Origin of the sequence: [Clostridium] citroniae WAL-17108 (assembly GCF_000233455.1) — a bacterium.
Classification (GTDB): domain Bacteria; phylum Bacillota; class Clostridia; order Lachnospirales; family Lachnospiraceae; genus Enterocloster; species Enterocloster citroniae.
The window spans coordinates 1,966,273-1,990,084 of sequence record NZ_JH376420.1; the positions used below are offsets into that span (position 1 = coordinate 1,966,273).

The following is a 23,812-nucleotide window of genomic DNA, read 5'->3' on the forward strand; positions in this document are numbered from 1 at the left end:
TCTTTCTACTTCCTTTCCTGCTTTACTTATGATTGATCTCCTGCCAATGATGGCAGGCCACAAAATGGGTTCCGCCCGTGCAGGCCAGCTGAGGCTCGGTGTTCTTGCACTTGTCAGTGGCGTACGGACAGCGGGTGTGAAACTTACAGCCTGATGGCATATTGGTAGCACTGGGGATCTCGCCTATCAGCTTGATCCGCTCAGGGTTATCATCAGCGGTGGGATCCTCGGGAGGGATAGCGGAAAACAGGGCCTTGGTATAGGGATGAAGGGGCTCTGTCATTGTCTCCTCCGTGGTGCCGGTCTCAAAAAGGGTGCCCAGGTACAGAACCCCGACCTTATCACAGAAATACTCCACGGTCTTCAGATCGTGGGAAATATACAGATAAGTCAGGCCCAGCTTCTCTTTCAGCTCGCTCATCAGGTTCAGAACCTGGGACTGGATGGAGACATCCAATGCGGACAACGGCTCGTCAGCCACCACAAAACGGGGCTTCACAGCCAGAGCCCGCGCAATACCGATGCGCTGCTTCTGTCCGCCGGAGAACTGGCTGGGATAACGGTTGGCCATGGAGCGGTCCAAGCCGCACAACTCCAGATAATAGGCGGCCAGGTCGCTTGCCTCCTTGCCGGTGGCGATCTTGTGTTTCTTGATTCCTTCTTCCACGATCTGGCCCACGGTCATGCGGGGATCCAGACTGGCATTGGGATCCTGGAAGATGATCTGCATCTCCTTCCGGTACTCCATCATCTCTTTGCGGTTCAGGGCAATGCCCTTCTCCTCATCAAAGATGGGTTTGCCGTCAAAATATACTTTTCCGCTGGTGGGGCACAGCAGGTTCAGGACACAACGGCCCGTGGTGGATTTGCCCGAACCGGACTCACCCACCAGGCCAAAGCACTCGCCCTCATTGATCTGGAACGACACATTGTCAACAGCTTTGACCACGCGGCCGCTCTTCTTGCTAAAAGGGTTCTTTCCCAGAGGGAAATATTTTTTCAGATTTTCAACTTCAATCAGTGGCTTCGACATGGTTAGTCACCTCCCAGCAGCGTACTTTATGGCCAGGCTCTACCTCCACCAAAGGAGGGATCTCGCAGGCGCACTGGCCGCCTGCCTTGAGGCAGCGAGGGGCAAAGGGACATCCCGCCGGCATATTCTCGGCGCTGGGCACCATTCCGGGGATGCTGTAAAGCTTACCCTTGTTTTTCAGGCTGCGTCCCATACGGGAACTCATCAGGCCGAAGGTATAAGGATGCAGAGGATTGCGGAACAAGGTCTTGGTATCACATTCCTCCATCACATAACCGGCATACAAGACAGCAATGTTGTCGCTGATCTCACCAATCACCCCCAGGTCATGGGATATAAAGATGATGGTGGTGTTCAGCTTCTTCTGCAATTCTTTGAACAGATCGATAATCTGCGCCTGGGTCGTTACATCCAGGGCCGTAGTTGGCTCATCGGCAATGACCAGCTCGGGATCGCAGGCCAGGGCCATAGCGATCATCACACGCTGGCGCATGCCGCCGGAGAGCTTAAACGGGTAATAGTCATATACACTGGCAGGATCAGGGATCGATACCAGGTTCAAAAGTTCCAGGCACTTGGCCTTGTTGGCCTGTCCGGTCATGTTCAGGTGCTGTTCCAGCACTTCGCTGAGCTGCTGGCCCACGGTGAACACAGGGTTAAGGCTGGTCATAGGCTCCTGGAACACCATGGAGATACGCTTTCCGCGGATCTTCTGGAATTCCTTGTCAGGCAGTCCGTTCAGCTCCTGACCATCAAAGAGGACATTGCCGGTGACTTCGCAGTTATTTTTGGGCAAAAGGCCCATGGAGGAAAGCATGGTGACGCTCTTGCCGCAGCCTGACTCACCCACCAGCCCCAGCACCTTGCCGCGCTCGATATTCAGGTTGATCCCCTTGACAACAGGATAGCTTTTGCCCGCGGGGCCAAACTTGATCCAAAGATCTTTTAATTGAAAGAATATATCATGTTCCGCCATTAGTCAGCACCCCTTCCTTTTTTCTTAGGATCCAGGATCTCGGACAGGCCGTCACCCAGGAAGTTGATAGCCAGAACGGTGCTCAGGACCAGGATACCTGCGGGAATCCACATCCACCAGCAATCCTGAAGGATCTGCATGTTCTGGGCAGTGGACAGGATCGTGCCCCAACTGGACTGTGGCATAGCGATACCCAGACCCAGGAAACTTAAGGACGCCTCCATCAGGATGGCGTTAGCCACGCTCAGGGTGGTATAGACGATAATAGGACCGCTGGCATTGGGCAGGATGTGACGGAAGATGATCTCCATCTGGTTTAAGCCCAGGGAGCGGGCTGCATCCACATACTCAACATTTTTCAGGCTCAGCACCTGACTGCGCACGATACGGCACACACCGGGCCAGCCCAGAATACCAATGATAAAAATCGTGTTATGGAAGCTGGGACCGGTGATGGCAGCGATGCACAGGGCAATGACAAAAAAGGGGAAGCACATAATAATATCCACGATACGCATAATGACACTTTCCACAATCCCGCCGTACAGACCTGCAATACAGCCCAGCAGCACACCGATACACAGCTTAAAAAGCGTTGCGATCAAGCCCACGCTGATGGATACACGGCCTCCTTCAGCCAGACGGGTGAACATATCCCTGCCTAATTCATCCGTGCCCAGCAAATGCGTATCGCTGGGGCCGGTAAGCATATTCAGCAGGTCAATGGAATCAGATTCATATCCTGTGAACATGGGGCCAAAGATAGAAAACAAGATCAGGATCACCAGCACGATCAGACTGACCAAACACAGCTTGTTGGATAAAATTTTCTTCAGACTTTCTTGGAAAGGAGTCTGGATCTTTTCTTTTTTTATTTCCATCATCCTCATCCTTTCTCCTCGTGCAGAACCCGGGGATCAATGAGAGCATAAGAGATATCGGCGATCAGGTTGGCAATCAGCGTAAAACTGGCCAAAATCAGCACGATGCCCATGATCAGCGGGTAATCGCGGTGGTTAACAGCTTCAAAGTTCAAACGGCCAACGCCGGGCCACAGAAACACCGTCTCTGTCAAAAGAGAACCGGACAGCAGACTGGGAATCTGCTGGCTGAGGATCGTGATGATCTGGCTCAGGGCGTTTTTCAGACCGTGCTTATAGATGACCTTGCGCTCAGGCAGGCCCTTGGCACGGGCAGTTCGTATGTAGTCCATGGACTGGATATCCACCATACTGGCACGGGTATAGCGCATCATGGTAGCCGCATTCATCAGACCCAGGACAATGGTAGGCAATATCATATGCTTGGCCACATCCAGGACATAGGCCGGGCCTGTGACAGGATTGGCCGATACCGTGACCATTCCGGAAATCGGCAGCAGCTTTAAGTTGACGCCGAAGATCTTGATCAGCACCATGCCGAAGAAGAAGCTGGGAATGGAAATGGCTGCAAAAGCCAGGATGGACGAGGTATTATCCACGATTCCCTTTTTATGCCTTGCCGAATAAATACCAACAGTAATACCCAACAGGGTACTCAGTGCAATGGCTGCACATGCCAGCAGCGCGGTGTTTCCCAGTCTGTCCAGGATGATGCCGATGACGGGGGTCTTGTACCAGATAGAATAACCAAAGTCACCTGTCACCACACGGCCCAGCCACTTTACATATTGTACGGGCCAGGGGTCATTGGCACCCAGCTCCTCCAATTTTGCTGCGATCTGTTCAGGTGGGATATCCGGCGAGTACATGCCGGAATAAGGGTCGCCGGGGATGCTCATGACCAGGAAGAAAACAATCACCGACACACCGAACAGAATGACCACTGAAGTCAGCAGTCTTTTCCCAATATACTTTCCCATTCGTGTTCCTCCATACTTTCCTCTTTTTGTCTTGTAAGGGTCCGGTACAGGCTTCCTGCAGCACGCAGCCACCCCTGCGCCCTCCCAAAAGGCGCATGTTTTGGTGATTTTGCTTTTATATGTATGTATTAACCCGCATATACCATGCAATATGTAAGACCATACCGAATTACAATGACAATGTAAATTAACTTATTATACAAAATTCGTCAAAATTTGTCAATATGATTTATCTACATATCTACTTATCCAATTTTAACAAACAATGGATTCATACAGATGTATCCAATTCCCCTCCCCCTGTTTTTAAAAACAGTATTGACAAACCCGCTCCCATGTCCTATACTGGATTTTGTAAAAAACGGGGAGCTTATGAATAGGCTGAGAGGAAGTTTTAAACTTCGACCCATGAACCTGATTTGGATAATGCCAACGTAGGGACCGATCATGAAACTTCTTAGCGGGAATACTTTGGTATTCCCGTATTTTGTTGTTCTCTCCACCATACGGGACCAGATCCGGTCCGCAATCCACAATCAAATACAGGCAGACAGAGTGAATCTATGTTCATGAAGGGGTGCACCACCGCGGGTGTATTGCTTTGTGAACATTTTTTTATTCTGCAATGTACGCCGGAAGCTTTCCTGCCGCCAGGAGCTTCCCAGCGCCCACTGCCGGAAAAGGAGGTGTAACAAATGCCCATGATCAATGGCAGGCAAACGCAGCTGTCACAGCCGGTCACAGTAGAGGAGTATCTGCTGGAACAGGGATACCGTCTGGACAGGATTGCAGTGGAATTTGGAGGTTCCATATTGCCCAAAGGAAGCTATGGCACTACCCGGCTTGGGGATGATGATGTACTGGAGATCGTAAGTTTTGTAGGAGGAGGCTGAATATGGACACTGTCTTAAACAAAGAGCAGCTTCACCGTGCCCTGACCGAACGGCACACGGCCCAGGTCCAGGAAAAACTGGACCATGCCCGGGTGGCTGTGGCAGGGCTGGGAGGCCTGGGCTCTAATGTGGCGTTTGCACTGGCCAGAATCGGCGTGGGCCACCTGCATCTCATTGATTTTGATGTTGTGGACATAACCAACCTGAACCGCCAGCAATATACGGCGCGCCACCTGGGCATGTACAAAACCCTTGCGCTGGCCCATGAATTAAAGGAGATCAATCCTTTCCTGGATATATATACCCATTGTGTCAGGGTCACTGAATCCAACATCCAGTCCCTGTTTGAACATGAGACCATCATATGCGAAGCCTTTGACCGCCCTGAGGCAAAAGCCATGCTGGCCAATGGGATCCTGGAACAGTTTCCGGACAAGTTCCTGGTATCCGCGTCCGGAATGGCGGGTTTCGGGAGCGGCAACAGTATCTGTACCAAAAGAGCCGGGAGGCATTTTTATGTGTGCGGAGACGGCACCTCCCTTCCCGGGCCGGGAAACGGCCTTATGGCGCCCAGGGTCATGCTCTGCGCCGCCCACCAGGCCAATATGATCACACGGCTGATCCTTGGAGAGGAGACCGTCTGAGAGACAGCCGCTGCACAGTTTAAAAGCAAAGGAGAATTGAAACATGGAACAAAAAGAAAGAGAGCAGACAAAGATGGAACAAACAAAAATGGAACAACAAAACACGGAGCAGACAGCCCTAAGCTCCTGCAGCGACCCTCTTATCATCGGAGGCCACACCTTTACCTCACGTTTTATCCTGGGATCGGGAAAGTATTCCCTGGATCTGATCCAGGCAGCCGTAAAACAGGCAGGAGCCCAGATCATCACCCTTGCCCTGCGGCGGGCAAATGAAGGCGGCGTCGCCAATATCCTGGACTACATACCCAGCCACGTCACCCTCCTTCCCAACACCTCCGGCGCCAGGAACGCACAGGAGGCCGTCCGGATCGCCCGTCTCTCCAGGGAGGCCGGGTGCGGGGATTTTGTAAAAATAGAGGTGATACGCGATGCAAAATATCTGCTGCCCGACAACACAGAAACCATCAAAGCCACGGAAATCCTTGCCAAGGAAGGCTTTGTGGTCATGCCCTACATGTACCCGGACCTGAACACGGCCAGGGATCTGGCCAGTGCAGGAGCCGCCTGCATCATGCCTTTGGCCGCTCCCATCGGAACCAACCGGGGACTGTGCACCAGGGAATTCATTCAGATCCTTATCAATGAAATAGATCTTCCCATTATTGTTGACGCGGGGATCGGACGCCCCTCACAGGCCTGTGAGGCCATGGAAATGGGCGCCGCCGCCATCATGGCCAACACAGCCATCGCAACAGCAGGCAGCGTACCGGCAATGGCCGGGGCATTTAAGCTGGCCATTGAAGCCGGAAGGCAGGCATACCTGGCAGGTCTTGGAAGGACACTGGACAAGGAAGCCAGTGCCTCCTCCCCCCTGACCGGATTTCTCCACGACTAACCACAAACCCTATGATAAAAAGAGGTGACACCATGTCTCAAAATGAAAAGAACAATGAACCCATGAATGAAAGTATCCTGAACCCCCAGATCAGCCAGGACCTGAAAAAGGAACGCACTGACCACATGGCCTATCTTCCCGATATGGAGGTACTGGATTCACAAATCGGCAGGCAGGTCCTGTCCCTTATGAACGCCTATGATCCGTCAGCGTACACGGCCGCGGATGTCAAAGCAGCCCTGGCCCATGAAACACGCACCCTGGAGGACTTCGCCGCCCTGCTCTCCCCTTCCGCACAGCCTCTGCTGGAAGACATTGCAAAGGCTGCCCAGGTAGAAACCAGAAAACATTTCGGCAACTCCATCTACATGTTTACCCCTATCTATATTGCGAATCATTGTGAAAACTACTGTATTTACTGCGGCTTCAACTGCAAGAACAAGATAAGGCGTGCACAGCTTGAACCGGAACAGATCGAGGAGGAAATGAAATCCATTGCCCGCACAGGGCTGAAGGAGATCCTGATCCTTACCGGTGAAAGCCGGGCAAAGTCCACTGTCTCTTATATTGGAGAAGCCTGTAAGATCGCCCGCAGGTATTTTAAGGTGATCGGCCTGGAGATCTATCCCCTGAACTCTGATGAGTACGCTTACCTGCACAGCTGCGGAGTGGATTACGTAACCATATTCCAGGAGACCTATAACCCGGACAAATATGAGACCCTGCACCTGTCCGGCCACAAGCGCTGTTTTCCGTACCGCCTCAATGCCCAGGAACGCGCACTGAAGGGCGGAATGAGGGGCGTGGGTCTGGGAGCCCTTTTAGGACTGTCGGACTTCCGCAAGGACGCATTTGCAACCGGATGCCACGCCTGGCTGCTTCAAAGGAAATATCCCCACGGGGAGATCGCGTTTTCCTGCCCGCGCCTCAGACCCATTATCAACAATGACAAGATCAATCCCATGGATGTCCATGAGACACAGCTTCTTCAGGTGGTCACAGCTTACCGTCTCCTTATGCCCTGGGCCAGCATCACCGTGTCCACCAGGGAATGCGCCAGGGTCAGGGATCATCTGGCATCCATTGCGGCCACCAAGGTATCTGCCGGGGTAAGCACCGGGATCGGAGGACATTCAGAGGAAATAGAAGAGGAAGGAGACAGCCAGTTTGAGATTTCCGACAACCGCAGCGTGGATCAGGTGTTCCGCGACCTGCTGAGCAGGAATCTCCAGCCGGTGATGAGTGATTATATCTATGTGTAATATACAAGAACAAACAATACCAAAGGAAATAAGGGACCGCATCATGGCCGTATCCAACCGCAGTCTCTGCACCCGGCCATTTATGGACCAGGTCCGCCGGATATGCTGTTTTCATCCGGCAGCCCTGGTCCTGAGGGAAAAGGACATGGATGAGGCAGACTATGAATCCATGGCACGGGAGGTCTTAAAACTGTGTGCATCCTATCAGGTTCCCTGCATCCTCCACACCTTTACAGAGGCCGCCCACATTCTGGGTGCTGATGGAATCCATCTGCCGCTGTGGAAATTAAGGGAGGCGGCCGAAAAAAAACAGCTGGACGGATTCACCACCATCGGTGTATCGGTCCATGCCGCCAATGAGGCCCTGGAGGCCCAGTCCCTGGGAGCCACCTATCTGACAGCCGGCCACATCTATGCCACTGACTGTAAAAAGGGACTGCCCCCGCGGGGAACTGCTTTTTTAAGGGAGATATGCCAAACCGTTTCCATACCGGTCTATGCCATAGGAGGCATCCGCCTGGAGGCGGCCCAGATCCGGGAAGTCATGTCATGTGGGGCCGTTGGCGGATGTATCATGTCGGGGATGATGGCGCTTTAAAGCGCTGTCATCAATGGAACTTCCAGTCCTTTACCACGATCTGCAGGTTCCTGTTCCCATTGTATTCATTAATGCCTGGATAATAGATCACATCCATGAGGCGGCTGTTTCCCTTCTCCTCCATGAACAGGTCCCCATCTGTAAATACCACGCCGTCCATGGATACTCCCCGCTCATTGACCAGACTCAGCCGTACCACATTCCGGTTTCGCCCCATCACATGGGCACTGCGGATCACCATGCTTTTCTGGGCAAACTGCGGCTTCTCATTCCCCTGCCCATATGGCTCCAAAAGTTCCAGTTCCCTGACAAACGGCTCCGTTATGTATTCAAAGGGCATTGCAACATCGATCCACACCCTGGGGATAAAGTCCTCCTCCGTCAAACGCTCCCTGGCATTCTCATTCAGGCGTCTCCGGAACTCGTCCACGTCCTTTTCCTCCAGGGAAAACCCCGCTGCCATGGGATGGCCCCCAAACTTCAGCAGCAGGTCCTTCACCTCCACCAGGGCATGGAACATGTGGTAGGCCTCTATGGAACGCCCGGAGCCTTTGGCGCAGCCCTCTGCCCGGGTCAGCACAAAGGAGGGCTTGTTATATCTCTCCCTGAGCCTTCCCGCCACGATCCCGGCCAGTGATTCATGGCAGTCGGGCAGGAACACTACCAGTACCTTATCATCCCCATACCGTTCCTCCACCATGGCTGCGGCCTGGTCAATCCCGGCCTGGGTCATATCCTTTCTCTGGTCATTGAGTTCCTTTAACTCCATGGCCATGCGGTCGGCTTCCTCCTCATCCTCGCAGAGCAGCAGGGACAATGCGATCTTAGCTGTCTGAAGGCGTCCGCTGGCATTCAGGCAGGGGCCGATCACAAACCCGATATGATAGGCAGTAATGGAGCCCGGTACCAGATTATTTTTTTCGATCAGTTTCTTCAGCCCCAGATTGGAGGTATGGCCCAGACAGCGCAGGCCTTCCTTTACAATGATACGGTTTTCCCCCTGGAGCTTCATCACATCCCCCACCGTGGCAATGGCCGCGATCTCCAGCATGTCAAGCCACTCCTGCGCCAAAACTCCCGACTCCTCAAAGAGCACCTGCACCAGTTTAAACGCCACCATTCCGCCGCAGATACCGGTGAACGGGTACGCGCATCCCCTGAGCTTGGGATTCACGATCGCATCGGCCGGAGGAAGCACTTCCCTCCCCCCTCAGGCAGGTCTTCCTCATTTTCCTCCACCAGTATATCGTGGTGGTCCGTGACAATAACCGTCATCCCCAGTTTTTTTGCCCTGGCGATCTGGCTGACGGCAGCGATCCCATTGTCACATGTAAGTATGGTATCAATGCCGTCTGATGCAGCTGCCTCGATGATCATCTCATTGATTCCATATCCGTCCTTAATACGGTCAGGTATCTCATAATCCACCCTGGCCCCGATCCGCTTTAAAGCCCGGTAAAGCAGATAGGTGGAGCACACTCCGTCAATATCATAATCACCCACAATACGGATGGTCTTTCCCTCCGCCGCCTTCCGCCTCAGTATGCCCACCGCCTTTTCCATGTCCGGAAGAAGACGCGGGTCATGGAGATCTTCGATTGAGCCATGGAGGTAATGCCGAATGGACTCCATGTCCTCAATCCCCCGGTTGCGTATGATCCTTGCTGTCACGGGACTTATCCCAAAGTTCTCTGCTATCTTATTAAAATCCGCCTTTTTGGCGTGCAGCATCCATTTTGTCTGTGTCATCTCTCTTATATCCTTTTTCTTTATAGCATTGCCTTCCGTCACCAGCCGCTTTCCATTGCGGAGGACACGGCCACACCGGCCGCCATTCCGGCCAGGGCAGGTACGATCCAGCCCAGTCCGGCCCCATAACCAGGCAGGAAGGTGGTTGCCTGGCTCAGGAACGGTATGACCACCTTGCTCTGCTCCAGCGCATAAACCACACTGACGATCCCTGTGAACAATATACTGCATGGAAACATGGCCGGCCATCTTTTTGTCAGAGGATCCATAAATGCCAGCACAATGAGCACAATGGCCACGGGATAAATGGCGCTGAGCACAGGAACCGAAACCGCCAGGATCCGGTTCAGACCCGCGCTGGAGATCACCAGGCTGATGACCGCAAACACAGCCACCCACATTTTGTATCCGATCAGTGGAATGATGGTGGTAAAATACTGGCTGCAGCAGCTGAGCAGTCCCACACAGGTGTTAAAGCAGGCAATGAGGAAGATCATTCCCAATATCATCATCCCCGCTTGCCCAAACAGGCTTCCCGCAACATAGGTAAGGATCCTGGCTCCATTTTCCGTATCAGCCGTAACAGTGCCTGCCGGCGCCCCGATATGGGCCAGGGCTCCGTAGATGAGGGCCAGCAGTATTCCTGCGATCACCCCCGCCTTGATGGTCTCCCGCACAATGGCGCCCTCCTGCTCCACCCCCTTTGCCCGGATATTCAGGGCAATGACAATTCCGAAATTAAGGGCGGCAATGGTATCCATGGTCTGATATCCCTCCAGAAATCCCTTAACCACAGGTCCTGATGAAAAGGACTGGGACGGCGTCCCGTAAGGTCCCATGGGCCATACCAGGCACCCGGTAAATATGACGCCGATCAGGACCAAAAGCGCCGGGCACAAAACCTTTCCCAGCCGGTCTGTCAGCTTCTCGGGCCTGAAAGCCACTATCATGGCCACAATAAAAAACAGGGCCGAATAGGCAAACTGTGAAAGTGTCTGGAGGGTAAACCCGGTTTGGCCCACCACACCTTGCATATTCAGATTCATGCCGGTGAGGGCAGGGAGCACCGTCATCTCAAAGGAGGTGCTGGCAGTCCTTGGTATGGCCAGGCATGGTCCGATGGAAAGATATATCAGCAGCGTAAACAGAAAGGCAAACCAGGGATGCACCCTTCCTGCCAGATTGGTCAGTCCACCGGACAGCGCAACTGCCGCCACCCCCATCACAGGGAGGCCCACCGCGCTGATCAGGAATCCTCCCATGGCCAGCCATGTAAGGCTGCCTGCCTGAGCGCCCAGAAAAGGCGGGAAGATCAAATTTCCCGCGCCAAAAAACATGGAAAATAATGTAAATCCAACAAGCAGCAGATTGTGCTTTGATAGTTTCTGTCTCATAATGTATATATCCCCGCTCAGTACAAAATAAGAGATAAGAGTTTATCCCCCGATTTCTCTTATCTCTTTCTTTGATAATGATATCACAAAAGTCCCCATGTTTCAACATTAACCGGGAAATGCGCCTTCCCGGCGCCTCTGGTTCCTACTCTTTAAAATAGTCATATATATACTGAAACAATACCCTTTCCGGCCGGTTCTGTATCAGATTTTTTCTGAGCACCAGCACATTGTACCGGTAAAGTTTGGGATCCAATGAATAGTAAGCTACATTTTCCCGGTCGCTGACGCAGGAGCTGGCAATAAAAGTAACCCCTATACCCTTTGCCACCATGGCCCGTGTGGCAATGATGCTGTTGGTCTCACACATGGTGCTGGGCTGAAAGTCACAGGCTGTAAAGATCCGGTCCGCCAGCACCCGCAGGGTAGAACCCTTCTTGGAAAGCATGAAATTGTCTTTACCGAACTCTCTCACCAGTTCCTCCTGGGTCATGGCACTGTCCTGATTGCGCTTCCTGTACTCATGGGATGCCGGTATGGCGAAAAGCACTTCCTCTTCCCGCAATACGGAAACCTGCTCCCTGGAAAAGGCATCCGTACCATTAAGGGCCATAATGGCGCAGTCGATCCCCTCATCCAGCAGCATCCTTGTAAGGGCGGGCACATTGGATTCCGAGATCTCAATGGTCACCTGGGGAAACTCCTTTTTGTACGCGGGTATGATCTCCGTCAGCATCCTCAGGCCAAACTGGGACGTGACCCCAATGGTGATATGGCTTTTATTGTTCAGGCTGCGTATGTCCTGATAAAGGTCCTTCTGGATCCGTATCACCTTCCTGGCAGCCTCCACATACAGTTCCCCTGCCGGGGTCAGCAAAAGCTCCCCTTTTGCCCGTATGAACAGAGGATCCCCGATCTCCTGCTCCAGCCTGGACAAATACTGGCTCAAGGAGGACTGGGACACATACAGTTCCTCCGCAGCCTTTGTCATGTTTTTTCTTCTTGCAATGGTTAAAATATAGTTTAAATATTTTGTATCCAATATAATCCCCCCGTGTGCATATGGGCAGACCCGCTGCGGACCTGTCTTTGCAGGCCTGTTTTTATTCACATTCACCATTAGTAAAAGTGATTGCCCCGATTATTTTTACATATTGGCCTGATTTTCCTAACTGTATTATAATAAAAACAGTCAAAAAAGCAAGGCATTTGTATATAAGGAGGAAATAAAACATGTCAGCAAACACACCTATTGTCACTGAGATGCAGGTAATTCCTGTAGCAGGTTACGACAGCATGGAAATGACACTCAGCGGAGCCCATGCTCCCTATTTTACACGGAATCTGGTCATTATAAAGGACAGCTCCGGCCATACAGGCATTGGAGAGATCCACGGAGGGGATTATACATATGAATGCCTTACCAGCTGTATTCCCCTGGTCGTGGGACAGGAAGTAGGCAAATACCGTTCCATTCTGGGATGTATCCACAGAGGCGGCAAACAGGCTGCGGGTGATGACGGGGAAGGCATTCAGACCCTGGACATCAGCAAACTGAAGTTTGTGGTAAAGGCAGAATGGGCCATTGAATGCGCCCTCTTGGATCTTCTCGGACAGCACCTGGGCATTCCTGTGTGCGAACTTCTGGCAGAGGGAAAGCAGCGGGATCAGGTGGAAGTACTTGGTTATCTGTTCTATGTATCGGATAAGAACAAAACCGACCTTCCCTACCTGGATGAATCCCAGAGCCGTGATCCATGGTTCAGGATGAGACGCCAGGAAATGATCAGCCATGAACAGATCGTGGAACAGGCCTGCTGCCTTCAGGACAAATACGGCTACCGCAACTTCAAGCTCAAGGGCGGCGTTTTCTCAGGGGATTACGAAATGGACACGGTAAGGGCTCTCAAAAAGCAGTTTCCCCAGGGCCGCATCAACATAGACCCCAACGGCGCATGGAGTCTGGAGGAAGCCATCCGCCTGTGCCGGGGCATGGGCAGCATCCTGTCCTATATTGAGGATCCCTGCGGCCCCGAGGCAGGATTTTCCAGCCGTGAGATCATGGCGGAATTCAAAAATGCCACCGGACTTTTGGTTGCCACAAACATGATTGCCACAAACTGGAGGCAGTTCTACCATGCCGCTGCCTTAAAAGCAGTGGACATTGTTCTGGCGGACCCGCATTTCTGGGGTCTGGAGGGAAGCCTGCGCATGGCCGCGCTCCTCAATGACTGGGGACTTACCTGGGGCAGCCATTCCAATAACCACTTTGACATAACCCTTACCACCTTCGCCCATGTGGCCGCAGCTGCCCCGGGCAGTCCCACGGCCCTGGATACCCACTGGATCTGGCAGGACGGCCAGAACCTGTTAAAGGATACCCCGGCCATAAAGAACGGTTACCTGGAAGTTCCGGACCGTCCCGGACTTGGTGTCACACTGGACATGGATCAGGTAATGGAGGCCAACAAGCTTTACAACCGTATGCCCAGCCATGACAGGGATGACGCCATGGCCATGCAGTACCTGATCCCGGGATGGATCTATGATTCCAAAAAGCCATGTCTTGTGAGATAGGAAACGCTATAAATAAAGGGAGGGAATAAAACGTGAGTTATACAGCCATCGTGGGCTTTGGGATGATGATACTCATCACCACACTGCTCCTGAAAAAGAAAGTAAGCACCCTGTTTGCATTTACCATCATTCCCATAATCGGGGCCCTGCTGGTGGGTGCCAGCATTACGGAAGTATGTGATTATATTAATGTGGGACTTGGGAAGACCAGGGATCTGATGTTCATCATATTCTTCTCACTGCCCTATTTCTCAGTCATGTCGGAAGCAGGACTTTTTGATATCATGGTGGAGTTCCTGCTAAAGCACACAAAACTAAGTGTCACGGTGATCTGCATCATCACCGTGCTGGTATCTCTGATCACGGAAATAGACGGAAGCGTCACCTCCACCTATCTGGTGACCATACCCATGATGCTTCCTCTGTACAAAAAGTTAAAAATCGATCCAAAAGTACTGCTGCTTTTATGTTCCGCAACCATGTGCGCCCTGTTCGTAACGCCCTGGAACGGCCGTACCCTGAGGGCAGCCACTCTGCTGGAGGGCATTGAAAATCCCCAGAACTACATTTTCTCAAAGATGCTGCCCATGATGCTCATCTATATTGTACTGTGTGTCTGCCTTGCTGTCATCCTGGCCAGAATTCAGATGAAAAAAGGAGCCGGCCAGATGGATGAACAGGTGGACACGGCTGTAACCATGGAGTCCTCAGAGCTTAAACGCCCCAGGCTGTTCTGGTTCAACTTGATCTGGACCATATTGCTGATCATCGGTCTGAGCGCGGTTCCCTGCCCTGACTATTTTGTATTTGCCATCGGACTGATCGTGGCTCTGTGCGTCAACTACCCTGACCTGAAACTTCAGGGCAGCCTGTTAAAGAAATATTCCCAGGAAATGTACTCCACTGCATGCGCCGTGTTCCTGTCCGGCGTGGTGGTAGGCGTCCTTTCCGAGAGCGGTATGATGGATGCCATGGTGGATTTCCTGATCCGCATCATCCCGGGTGCCATGGGTCCATGGGTCTACCTGATCATCGCCCTGTTCAGCACTCCGCTCATGCTTATCTTTACCAATGATATCTGGCAATACGCCCTGGTGCCCATTGTAGCCGGCGTCAGCAGCAAATTCGGCATTCCCGGCGAGGTGGTCATCCTGACCCTTCTCATGAACATGGGCGCCATGGTTTCCCCTGTGGCCCAGCCCCAGATATACCTGGCCTGTGATCTGGCCGATGGCACGGAACTGGCCGATTACGTTAAATTCTCATTCGTGCCCCTGTGGATTCTCTCCGTGCTGTGGGTTGTCATAGGGTACTGCATCGGGATCTTCCGTTAGAGGATCCAGCTCTGTAAAGGATCCACCCCTCGGTCTCATGTTAACGGAAAATGACAAAACACCTGTCTCTCCCCAACCATAGTCCCCTCCGGAACCTTCTGGCTGCATACCTCCTTTGCATAAGGACACCTGGTATGGAACCGGCAGCCCGAGGGGGGATTGACCGGACTTGGGATCTCCCCTGTAAGCAGCTCCTGCTCATCGCTCCTAAGCCTGGGATCGGCCTTGGGTATGGCGTTGAGAAGAAAACGCGTGTAGGGATGCAGTGGGTGGTTGTACAATTCATGTGTATCCCCCACCTCACAGACCATTCCCAGAAACATCACACACACTCTGTCGGAGATAAATTTTACCACCCCAAGGTCATGTGAGATGAACAGATACGTCAGCTGGTACTGTTCCTGCAGATCCTTTAGCAGGTTCAATACCTGTGACTGGATGGACACATCCAAAGCAGACACAGGCTCGTCACAGATGATCAGCCTTGGGTGAAGGGCGATCGCCCTGGCGATCCCGATCCTCTGCCTCTGTCCGCCTGAAAACTGGTGAGGGTAACGGTTGATGAATTCCCTGGGAATCCCCACCTCATCCATCAGCGCCTGGACCTGGCTCTCTACATCTGCCCTGTTTTTTGCCAGACCGTAAGTGGTCAGGGGCTCGGAAATGATCTCTTTTACATTCATTCTTGGATTCAGGGATGCATAGGGATCCTGGAAAATGATCTGCATCTGCCGCCTGATCCCGGCAAATTCCTTATCCTTCATCCCCATAATATCCATTCCGTCAAATTCTATGGTGCCTGACGTGGCATCCAAAAGCCTGATCAGGGTCCGGCCCAGGGTGCTCTTGCCGCATCCGGACTCCCCCACCAGGGCCAGTGTCTCTCCCTCATAGATCTTCAGGTTCACGCCGGAAACTGCGTGGACCACATTCTTTCCCTTTTTTCCGCCCTCCAGGGCAAATTCCTTTACAAGATCCCTGGCTTCCAGGAGTATTTTCTTATCTGCCATGTTCCGCCTCCCGACTGCCCTCCGCGCTTCTGTCATCATACAGGAAGCACCTCACCTTGTGGCTCATTCCGTTCTCATCCGTCCCCGTATCATACAGCTGCGGTTTTTCCTCCAGGCATCGTGCCGCCGCCTTTGTACATCTGTTGCAGAAATTACATCCCCGGGGCAGGTGCAGCATGTTGGGCACCACGCCTTCTATGGTATACAGGCGCTCCTCATTGCTGTCCAGCTTGGGAATAGACCTCAGCAGACCCTGGGTATAGGGATGCTTTGTGTTGGCAAACAGATCAAAGACCTCCGCCTGCTCCATCACTTTTCCCGCATACATTACATACACATAATCACAGACTTCCGCAACCACTCCCATATTATGGGTAATCAGGATAATGGAGGTTCCCTGCTCATCCCTCAGGCGCTTCATCAGCCGCAGGATCTGGGCCTCAATGGTCACATCCAGGGCAGTGGTCGGCTCATCAGCGATCATGACCTTGGGCTTGCAGACCATGGCCATGCCTATCATCACACGCTGGCGGAGGCCGCCGGAAAGCTGGTGCGGATAAGAATTGTACCGCTTCTCCGGCTCCGGGATCCCCACCTCCCTGAAGATCTCGATCACCTGCCTTTTTGCTTCCTCCCTGGACACCTTCTGGTGCAGGAGAATGGCTTCCTGTACCTGTCTTCCCACCTGGTACACGGGGTTTAAGGAGGTCATGGGTTCCTGGAAAATCATGGATATCTCATTTCCCCTTACACCTGCCCTTTCCTTTGGCCCGAGATGGGTGATATCCCTTCCGTCCAGGAGGATCCTGCCCCCCACCACCTTGCCGGGATGGCGCAAAAGCCCCATCACAGACATGGCTGTCATACTTTTTCCGCAGCCCGACTCTCCCACCAGACCAATGATCTTCCCGGCCGGCACCTCAATGGTCACATCATCCACCGCCGGTACGGTTCCCTTGGCAGTAAAGAAATAGGACTGCAGGTTCTCTATGGTCAATACATGTTCTTCCTTCATCCGCGGCCTCCTACTGTTCTTTCAAATACGGGTCAAGCACATCCCGAAGTCCATCCCCCAGGAAGTTAAACGCCATCACCACGATCATGATTGCCACGCTGGGCGCAATGGAAAGCCATGGTTCTGAAAACAGGTATTTCTTTCCCCTTACCACCGCAAGGCCCCAGCTGGCGGACGGCGGCTGAAGTCCCGCTCCCAGAAAGCTTAGGGAGGACTCTGTCAGAATAGCCGCCGGAATGTTCAGTGTAAACAGAACGATCAGGGAAGGCAGGCAGTTGGGAAGGATGTGCCGGAACATGATTTTCCATTTTTTTACTCCTATGGAGCGGGCCGCCTCCACATACTCCGCCTCCTTTAACGAAAGGGTCTGGGATCTGACGATCCGGGCCGTCCCTGCCCAGTTCACCAGGATCAGGGCCATAAAAATACTCACCAGTCCTCCGCCGATGGTATAGGTGATGACCATTGCAAGAAGCAGGGAAGGGAAAGCCAGCATCACATCCGCCAGGCGCATGATGGCAAAATCTGTCTTGCCACCGTAAAATCCTGCCAAAAGGCCCAGGATCGTCCCAATGGCCATAGAGATCACAGTGGGGACCAACCCTACCATCAGAGATACCCTTGCCCCATAGATGATCCGGCTGAACACATCCCTCCCCAGCTCATCCGTGCCCAGGATATGGGCTGCGCTGGGCGCCTGGAGCCTGTCGGTCAGGGTCTGCGCATATGGGTCGTACGGAGCTGCCAAAGGCGCAAATATGGCCGCCAGGGCAATGACCGCGATCACCACCGCTGCCAGGGCCGCCAGTTTATTTTGGCGCACCATGGTCCTTATCTGGTCCAGCAGTGTTTCCGACTCCCCAATCTGTGATTCCATATCTATGGAATTGATCGTTATTTTCTCCTCGCTCATCATGCACCCTCCCTGATTCTCGGATCCAGCACCGAATACAGCATATCCGCCACCAGGTTTCCTGCAATTACAAGAATTGTGGTAAAAATAACCGTGCCCTGCAAAAGCGGCATGTCCCTTGTCTCAATGGCATTGACTGCCAGACGTCCGATTCCCGGGATTCCGAACACGCTCTCGGTAAGCACTGCACCGGAAAGCATACTGGATACCTGGAGAGCCATCATGGTGACCACCGGCAGCATGGCGTTCTTAAGGGCGTGATGCACAATGACGCCCCACTCCCTCAGCCCCTTTGCCCTGGCCGTCCGTATGTAATCTCCCTGCATGGCCTCCACCAGGTTGGACCGGGTCATCCTTGCAATGCTTCCGGCTGAATTCCATCCCAGCACAATGGCGGGCAGCACCATACAGATAAGCGAATCATACCCGGACACGGGAAACAGCTTAAGCTTAAAGGCAAACACGTACTGAAGCACCAGGGCTGTCATAAATACAGGCATGGAAACACCCATCAGCGCACAGCCCATAAACAGACGGTCCAGAAGTTTATTCTGTTTGACCGCCGCCACGATACCGGCTGTGATCCCGATCACCCAGGCAACCACGGCCGCGCACACGGACAGCTTCACCGTATTAGGAAACGCTTCCAGGATGATCTTGGTCACATTGCGGTTCAGCCTATAGGAGGTTCCGAAATCCCCCTTAAGGGCATTGCCCACATACCGGAAAAACTGTATGTACAGGGGCTGGTCCAGACCCATCTCCCTGCTGACCTTATCGATAACAGCCTGGTTTACATGTTCCCCCAGCATGGTGGTCACAGGGTTGCCCGGAATGATCCTGAGCATAACGAATATGATCAGGACAACACCTATGAGGACCGGAATGGATATGACGATACGTTTTAAACATTTCTTCAGCACAGGATTACCCCCTTTTCGTAATGGGAGTACTCTCAGAAACCACCTTGCCATAAGGGACTGTGAAAATGCGCTGGAACAAAGAGGTTTCTGAGGGCACTCCGCATATCTGCCAAAGGTGCCGCAGTTCATGCGGCACCCCTGGCAGTCCCGGCTCCCACCGGAGCCGGGGCGTACTTACACTTATTCTTATTTTATTCAGTGATGGACAACGGATAAAAATCATTGTCGCTGAGACCATTCCAGGCAACCCTGAAATTCTGGACTCTCTTAGATACTGCAAAGACATGAAGTCTGGAGAACATGGGCACCCATGCCGCATCTTCGGAAATGATCTTCTCCTCCAGTGCATTGTATTCCTTCATACGCTCATCGTTATCCAGAATGGTCCTGGCCTTTGCCACACGGTCCATCACAGCGGTATCCGGATAATTCAGGGAACGGGCCGTGGTCTTTTCCCCATTGCCGAAAAAGGTGTAGATAAAGTTGTCGGGATCATTGTAATCCGCAGTCCATGTGGACATGAAGGAACCCAGCTCCCCTGACTTTCTGGTCTCCAGCCATGTGGATTCATCATAGTTCTTGATCTCAGCATTGATCCCCACCTGGGCCAGCTGCTCCTTGATGATCTCCAGGGCCATGGTCACGGTATCGGATGCAGACATGTCGGCTGCAATCTCCATGGTAAACCCATCCGGATATCCTGCCTCTGCCAAAAGGGCCTTTGCCCCCTCTGGATCATATTTGATCTCCGGCATGTTGGCGTTAAATCCAATGAGGCCGTGGGGGAAGATGCCGTTTTCCAGCTGGCCCCTGCCGCCCCACAGGGTATCCAGGATCACCTGACGGTCAATGGCCATCTGAACGGCTTTTCTTACCTGCAGGTTGTTAAATGGCTCCAGCTTCTGATTCATGGTGAAATAGGTGGTTCCCAGACGCGGGCCTGATACCAGCTGGTCCGGATAAGACTGCTGGAAGCGGTCGATCTGCTCTGTCACATAATCCATGTCCAGAAGATCCAGCTGGCCGCTCTCAAACATCATGGTCTGTGTCTCCGTATCAGGCACGATCTTGATCACAACGCCGGGAAGCTGGCTTGCGCCCTGGAAATAGTCATCGTTCCTCACCAGTACAAGCTGGTCATTGTAGGTCCAGCTGGCAAACTTAAATGGACCGGTCCCCACTGTAAGGGCCGGGTCAAGGCCGAACTGGTCCCCCGCCTCCTCGGTGGCTTTCTCATTATAAATGGAAACAGCCGGGGTTGAGATACATGCCAGGAAACCGGAATAGGGCTCCTCCAATATCAGCTTGAAGGTATAATCGTCCACAAGCTCAAATCCCTCCAATTCAGTGGCTGTGCCCTCAAAAAGCGCGCCCGCCCCCTTGATCTGGTCCAGGAACTCAGAGTTGGTCCCTCCCTGCACTGTAAGCATACGCTCAAATGTATATTTGACATCGCTGGCCTTCAGTTCCTCTCCGTTGTGGAACTTGACGCCCTTTCTCAGATAAAAGGTATATTCCATGCCGTCATCGCTGATATCCCACTTCTCCGCCAGACATGGCTGGATGGAGGAAGTGCCGTCATCCGCCACCTTGATCTCACAAAGGCTGTCATAAATATTAATGGGGATCTGATAATCCTTGGATGTCTTCTGCATATCTGCTGTCTGGATATCCGCATTTAATGCCACATTAAGAAAACCTGTGGTATCAATGCTGGTATCCCCCACGCTGCCGGATGTCCCCTGGCCGTCTGCAGCGCTGCTCTCAGCCGGCGCGCCGGACTCCGCCTTGGATGCTTCCCCTCCCTTGCCGCCTCCGCAGCCGGACAGCGCCAGGCTGGCTGCCATCATCAGTGAAAGAACCAGGCTCAATTTTCTTTTCATAGATTCTCCTCCTTTTTGTTCGGCCTCATACACAAAAAGACGCAGTACACCTGTTTTCTGCGCCAATGCATCCTCATCCGAAAAATTAACTTTATGAAAGTAATGATACCATAGGCAAAATCTGTTTTCAATACTTTTAATTTTTTTCAAAAAACCATTGACATTTCTGTCCAACTCATATATACTAGTTTTTGCGCTGTTGAGGAAACAAAACAGCAGCATGCGTCAGTAGCTCAGCTGGATAGAGCATACGGCTACGGACCGTAGTGTCGGGAGTTCGAATCTTCTCTGGCGCATGAATAAAACCCTGTAAGCATAAGGCTTACGGGGTTTTTGTTATATCACAGATAATTTATAAAAATAGAATTTATGGACTTTTTATGGACTCGACTTTCTTACGATTGATATAAAAAGCGGGACCGCATATCTGGTGCCCGCTTTTCTAAACTCATCCTCTTTGCTTACTGTCAATCAGGCTTTTGTAATAGGCCCAGTTGAGGGTTATTGCTACTGCCTGAGCCACCTTCTCATCGACTTCATCATGTTCACCTATTTCTCTCATGCAAATAGAAACAAACTTATCCTCATCTATTGGATATGCCATAACTACTTCCTCCTTTGTATTTATACAGAAACACCTATAAGAATATTAAGGATTTTCGTGTATCCATATCCATTACTCCTCTAATGTACACCATAGTTTTCGTCTCCTTTCAAGTTATCTTTAATTGGAGAACGCACCAATTTACTTTTCCCTTCGCTTTGTCCCGATATCGGGACACTTTTTAAATTTCACTGCTGAATCGAATAAATCTACAATTCCAATATGTAACCCTTCTGCTATCATCTCGGCCTCATGGAGGGTCATTGATACCTCTCCATTCTCTATCCTACTCAAAGCCGACTTTGATAATCCAGTCATGATTTCCATCTGCCGAAGGGATAATTTCCTCTCTTCTCTTATATTTTTCAGCAGTATCTTCATAATTACGAATATACCACTTTTTTATCGTTTTGTGTTTGGAAATAAGTACCAGCACTGGAAACAAACAGCCAGTGCTATAATCAAAGAAAAAAAGGGGATTTTTACAATGGATGTCAAACCAAATCTATGCTTCGGACAATTGGAAACAAAATGGTCGTGGAAGAACAAGCGCTACGGGAGAATCTGGAAATGTACCTGCGAGTGTGGCGGGTACTGTTATGTAAAGGAGGAGGCCCTGGTGATGGGGATCGTGAAAGACTGCGGGGGTATCTGCCATCAAAAAGTAGTACCAAGCGCAATAATGGAAAGCTATGCGTATGCAAGGGGAGAAACAGTTACTCCCGAAGAGATGGAAAGAGTATTAAAAAGAGTTGAAAAATACAGAAAACGTACATAAACAGAGCAACAAGCCTTGCCCGAATGGGAAGAAAAATTGATAGTCAATGAAATAATTAGAATCAGAGAAAGAGACATGAGTAACGGCGAGGAATGATCCCCGCCGTCTTTTTATATACCCACCCAATCCGCCCTACCTTATTAAAACTCCCCTATACGCTGCTCCCCGTCAGGTGCCACATACATTGCACACTCCAGTGGATGACCGTATTCAGGCTCAAAATAGTACCACTTGCCCCCGATCTGGTGCCAGTCCGTCAGGGCGTATCCATCCGAATTAAAATAGTACTTATGATGATTGATGATCTGCCAGCAGGACTTATGATAATCCGTGGTGCTGTATGCATACCACCAGCCGTTAAGATCATGGTGCCAGCCAATCTCATACGTGGGTGCCATCTTAGCCGCCACATCCCGTTTAAACTGCTCCCAGGCATCCGGGTGATTCACAAACCACTTGGGGCATACCTTCCGAGTTACGTCATAGTGCCTGATCAGACCGCCATGCAGTGGATCCAGGCCCCAGCGCTTGCAGATATCTGCGCACAACTCCACGTAGGCTGCGTAGGTGGCATCATTAAATTTGCCGGTGCTGTCTGGATGGCATGCCTCAATGCTGATCGTGTACGCATTGGCAGAGTTGGTGCACCAGCTTACCTCCTCTTCCGGGATCATCTGGATCACCTCGCCCTGAAGCCCAATGATGTAATGGGCGCTGGCCTTGGTGGTGTGGGTAGTCCGCAGGTTCTCAAAGTAATTCCGGTTGGCCTGGGCCGAGGTTCCGGGGTTGCCTATGTAATGGCAGGCCACAGCAATTGTGCTGCCGCGCCTGGTTCCTGGTCTGTTATAATTACTCACCGTTAAATACTGCTTGTCTATGATCATGTCGTTCCTCCAATCAAAATAAGGCCCAGGGGATGCCTGGGCCTGTCCATCATGTAACAATCCGCTTAACCCTGCGGCGGGAGATGTATGGACCACCCCCTCTCAGACACCAGTCTTACCATCCAATTCCGGTAATCCTGCCACAGATGTAGCAAGTGATAATACACCCGCCAGGACAGATGCGGATGCAACCATAGGCCAATTGACATCACCCATAACTGTTGCTGCACCAACTGTTGCCACAAAAGTCTGCGCCATAGTTTTAACCGCCCTAACACCAGCAGCTCTTGCCCATTCTTTTATATCATATTTTCTCATTACTATTTCTCCCTTTCATTTTCAATGACTTTCAACCTGGTTTCATGATCCGCAAGCCTCTCATCCTGCTCATCGTTCTTTTCCCAAATGCGCCGGTGTGATTCGTGGTTATGTAATTCAAGGCTGGAAAAATCCTCGCCTAATGCATCCAGCTTCACAATCAGTTTCGTGATTGCTGTGTTTAGTTTGATCACAGGTGCACCAATAGCAATCGCTGTCGTAATCATTCCCACAACAATTGCTACAACCTCATATTTATCCACAGCAT

24 protein-coding genes, 1 tRNA gene, 1 pseudogene and 1 riboswitch are annotated in these 23,812 nt (G+C 51.8%); of the genes and pseudogenes, 9 read left to right on the forward strand and 17 right to left on the reverse strand.

Translation table 11 applies throughout. The features are described from left to right. Positions 1-22: 22 nt before the first annotated feature. The 4 genes from HMPREF9469_RS08860 to HMPREF9469_RS08875 are packed head-to-tail and all read right to left on the reverse strand — an operon-like array spanning position 23 to position 3,870. A complete protein-coding gene (locus HMPREF9469_RS08860; RefSeq protein WP_007861090.1) occupies positions 23-1,033 on the reverse strand; it encodes an ABC transporter ATP-binding protein in 1,011 nt (336 codons plus the stop codon). Continuing rightward, complete coding sequence (locus HMPREF9469_RS08865) at positions 1,014-2,009, reverse strand: ABC transporter ATP-binding protein (protein WP_007861091.1); 996 nt, start codon at positions 2,007-2,009, stop codon at positions 1,014-1,016. The genes HMPREF9469_RS08860 and HMPREF9469_RS08865 overlap by 20 nt, the downstream gene beginning before the upstream one ends. Continuing rightward, on the reverse strand, positions 2,009-2,893 hold the full coding sequence (gene opp4C / locus HMPREF9469_RS08870) for an oligopeptide ABC transporter permease (protein WP_227161842.1): 885 nt from the start codon (positions 2,891-2,893) through the stop codon (positions 2,009-2,011). The genes HMPREF9469_RS08865 and opp4C overlap by 1 nt, the downstream gene beginning before the upstream one ends. Before the next feature lie 2 nt (positions 2,894-2,895). Further along, positions 2,896-3,870, reverse strand: a complete 975-nt coding sequence (locus tag HMPREF9469_RS08875) for an ABC transporter permease (protein ID WP_007861095.1) — start codon at positions 3,868-3,870, stop codon at positions 2,896-2,898. Between the two features lie 354 nt (positions 3,871-4,224). Then, positions 4,225-4,329: riboswitch (TPP riboswitch) on the forward strand. A gap of 236 nt (positions 4,330-4,565) precedes the next feature. Here HMPREF9469_RS08875 and thiS point away from each other — a divergent pair. The 5 genes from thiS to HMPREF9469_RS08900 all read left to right on the forward strand — a co-directional run bounded on the left by thiS (position 4,566) and on the right by HMPREF9469_RS08900 (position 8,162). Further along, complete coding sequence (gene thiS / locus HMPREF9469_RS08880) at positions 4,566-4,763, forward strand: sulfur carrier protein ThiS (RefSeq protein ID WP_007861096.1); 198 nt, start codon at positions 4,566-4,568, stop codon at positions 4,761-4,763. A 2-nt stretch (positions 4,764-4,765) separates the two neighbouring features. Continuing rightward, the gene (gene thiF / locus HMPREF9469_RS08885) at positions 4,766-5,407 is read left to right on the forward strand and encodes a sulfur carrier protein ThiS adenylyltransferase ThiF (protein WP_007861098.1); all 642 of its coding nucleotides are present in this window, start codon (positions 4,766-4,768) and stop codon (positions 5,405-5,407) included. 88 nt (positions 5,408-5,495) lie between these two features. Then, complete coding sequence (locus HMPREF9469_RS08890; protein WP_040415813.1) at positions 5,496-6,302, forward strand: thiazole synthase; 807 nt, start codon at positions 5,496-5,498, stop codon at positions 6,300-6,302. Positions 6,303-6,334: 32 nt separating this feature from the next. Then, positions 6,335-7,564: a 2-iminoacetate synthase ThiH gene (gene thiH / locus HMPREF9469_RS08895; RefSeq protein ID WP_007861102.1), complete on the forward strand. Its 1,230-nt coding sequence runs from the start codon at positions 6,335-6,337 to the stop codon at positions 7,562-7,564. Next, a complete protein-coding gene (locus HMPREF9469_RS08900; RefSeq protein WP_040415218.1) occupies positions 7,557-8,162 on the forward strand; it encodes a thiamine phosphate synthase in 606 nt (201 codons plus the stop codon). The genes thiH and HMPREF9469_RS08900 overlap by 8 nt, the downstream gene beginning before the upstream one ends. 10 nt (positions 8,163-8,172) lie before the next feature. Here HMPREF9469_RS08900 and recJ read toward each other — a convergent pair. The 3 genes and pseudogenes from recJ to HMPREF9469_RS08915 form a co-directional block, all read right to left on the reverse strand. Beyond that, a pseudogene (recJ, locus tag HMPREF9469_RS08905) lies at positions 8,173-9,911 on the reverse strand (single-stranded-DNA-specific exonuclease RecJ). Positions 9,912-9,949: 38 nt separating this feature from the next. Continuing rightward, positions 9,950-11,305: a branched-chain amino acid transport system II carrier protein gene (gene brnQ, locus HMPREF9469_RS08910; protein WP_007861112.1), complete on the reverse strand. Its 1,356-nt coding sequence runs from the start codon at positions 11,303-11,305 to the stop codon at positions 9,950-9,952. A gap of 145 nt (positions 11,306-11,450) precedes the next feature. Beyond that, positions 11,451-12,347 (reverse strand): LysR family transcriptional regulator, encoded by an 897-nt coding sequence (locus HMPREF9469_RS08915; protein ID WP_040415815.1) that lies wholly within the window; start codon positions 12,345-12,347, stop codon positions 11,451-11,453. A 191-nt stretch (positions 12,348-12,538) separates the two neighbouring features. On the opposite strand from HMPREF9469_RS08915, the gene HMPREF9469_RS08920 reads away from it, so the two are divergent. Both HMPREF9469_RS08920 and HMPREF9469_RS08925 read left to right on the forward strand, forming a co-directional pair. Continuing rightward, the gene (locus HMPREF9469_RS08920; RefSeq protein WP_007861115.1) at positions 12,539-13,882 is read left to right on the forward strand and encodes an enolase C-terminal domain-like protein; all 1,344 of its coding nucleotides are present in this window, start codon (positions 12,539-12,541) and stop codon (positions 13,880-13,882) included. A 32-nt stretch (positions 13,883-13,914) separates the two neighbouring features. Beyond that, entirely contained in the window at positions 13,915-15,216 is a 1,302-nt protein-coding gene (locus tag HMPREF9469_RS08925; protein ID WP_007861117.1) for an SLC13 family permease, read from the forward strand. 35 nt (positions 15,217-15,251) lie between these two features. Here HMPREF9469_RS08925 and HMPREF9469_RS08930 read toward each other — a convergent pair whose 3' ends face one another. The 5 genes from HMPREF9469_RS08930 to HMPREF9469_RS08950 all read right to left on the reverse strand — a co-directional run bounded on the left by HMPREF9469_RS08930 (position 15,252) and on the right by HMPREF9469_RS08950 (position 20,960). Beyond that, positions 15,252-16,226: an ABC transporter ATP-binding protein gene (locus HMPREF9469_RS08930; protein ID WP_007861121.1), complete on the reverse strand. Its 975-nt coding sequence runs from the start codon at positions 16,224-16,226 to the stop codon at positions 15,252-15,254. Then, a complete protein-coding gene (locus HMPREF9469_RS08935) occupies positions 16,216-17,241 on the reverse strand; it encodes an ABC transporter ATP-binding protein (RefSeq protein WP_007861127.1) in 1,026 nt (341 codons plus the stop codon). The genes HMPREF9469_RS08930 and HMPREF9469_RS08935 overlap by 11 nt, the downstream gene beginning before the upstream one ends. Positions 17,242-17,251: 10 nt before the next feature. After that, positions 17,252-18,154 carry an ABC transporter permease gene (locus HMPREF9469_RS08940; RefSeq protein WP_007861129.1) on the reverse strand — a complete coding sequence of 301 codons (903 nt, stop codon included), beginning with the start codon at positions 18,152-18,154 and terminating at the stop codon, positions 17,252-17,254. After that, complete coding sequence (locus HMPREF9469_RS08945; RefSeq protein WP_007861131.1) at positions 18,154-19,077, reverse strand: ABC transporter permease; 924 nt, start codon at positions 19,075-19,077, stop codon at positions 18,154-18,156. Before HMPREF9469_RS08945 ends, HMPREF9469_RS08940 begins: the two co-directional genes overlap by 1 nt. A 191-nt stretch (positions 19,078-19,268) precedes the next feature. After that, a complete protein-coding gene (locus HMPREF9469_RS08950) occupies positions 19,269-20,960 on the reverse strand; it encodes an ABC transporter substrate-binding protein (RefSeq protein WP_007861133.1) in 1,692 nt (563 codons plus the stop codon). 222 nt (positions 20,961-21,182) lie between these two features. On the opposite strand from HMPREF9469_RS08950, the gene HMPREF9469_RS08955 reads away from it, so the two are divergent. Further along, positions 21,183-21,256, forward strand: a tRNA-Arg gene (locus HMPREF9469_RS08955). Between the two features lie 152 nt (positions 21,257-21,408). On the opposite strand, the gene HMPREF9469_RS32405 is transcribed toward HMPREF9469_RS08955, so the two are convergent. Together HMPREF9469_RS32405 and HMPREF9469_RS08960 are read right to left on the reverse strand one after the other, a co-directional pair. Next, the gene (locus HMPREF9469_RS32405) at positions 21,409-21,564 is read right to left on the reverse strand and encodes a hypothetical protein (protein ID WP_007861139.1); all 156 of its coding nucleotides are present in this window, start codon (positions 21,562-21,564) and stop codon (positions 21,409-21,411) included. A 141-nt stretch (positions 21,565-21,705) separates the two neighbouring features. Beyond that, complete coding sequence (locus HMPREF9469_RS08960; protein WP_050814446.1) at positions 21,706-21,945, reverse strand: helix-turn-helix domain-containing protein; 240 nt, start codon at positions 21,943-21,945, stop codon at positions 21,706-21,708. 106 nt (positions 21,946-22,051) lie between these two features. On the opposite strand from HMPREF9469_RS08960, the gene HMPREF9469_RS32895 reads away from it, so the two are divergent. Continuing rightward, positions 22,052-22,342, forward strand: coding sequence for a hypothetical protein (locus HMPREF9469_RS32895; RefSeq protein WP_007861141.1), 291 nt, complete (start codon positions 22,052-22,054; stop codon positions 22,340-22,342). 140 nt (positions 22,343-22,482) lie between these two features. Here HMPREF9469_RS32895 and HMPREF9469_RS08970 read toward each other — a convergent pair whose 3' ends face one another. The 3 genes from HMPREF9469_RS08970 to HMPREF9469_RS08980 form a co-directional block, all read right to left on the reverse strand. Beyond that, on the reverse strand, positions 22,483-23,226 hold the full coding sequence (locus tag HMPREF9469_RS08970) for a peptidoglycan recognition protein family protein (RefSeq protein ID WP_007861142.1): 744 nt from the start codon (positions 23,224-23,226) through the stop codon (positions 22,483-22,485). A gap of 102 nt (positions 23,227-23,328) precedes the next feature. Then, a complete protein-coding gene (locus tag HMPREF9469_RS08975) occupies positions 23,329-23,544 on the reverse strand; it encodes a holin (RefSeq protein ID WP_007861144.1) in 216 nt (71 codons plus the stop codon). A gap of 2 nt (positions 23,545-23,546) precedes the next feature. Continuing rightward, the gene (locus HMPREF9469_RS08980) at positions 23,547-23,807 is read right to left on the reverse strand and encodes a hypothetical protein (protein ID WP_007861146.1); all 261 of its coding nucleotides are present in this window, start codon (positions 23,805-23,807) and stop codon (positions 23,547-23,549) included. Positions 23,808-23,812: the final 5 nt, after the last annotated feature.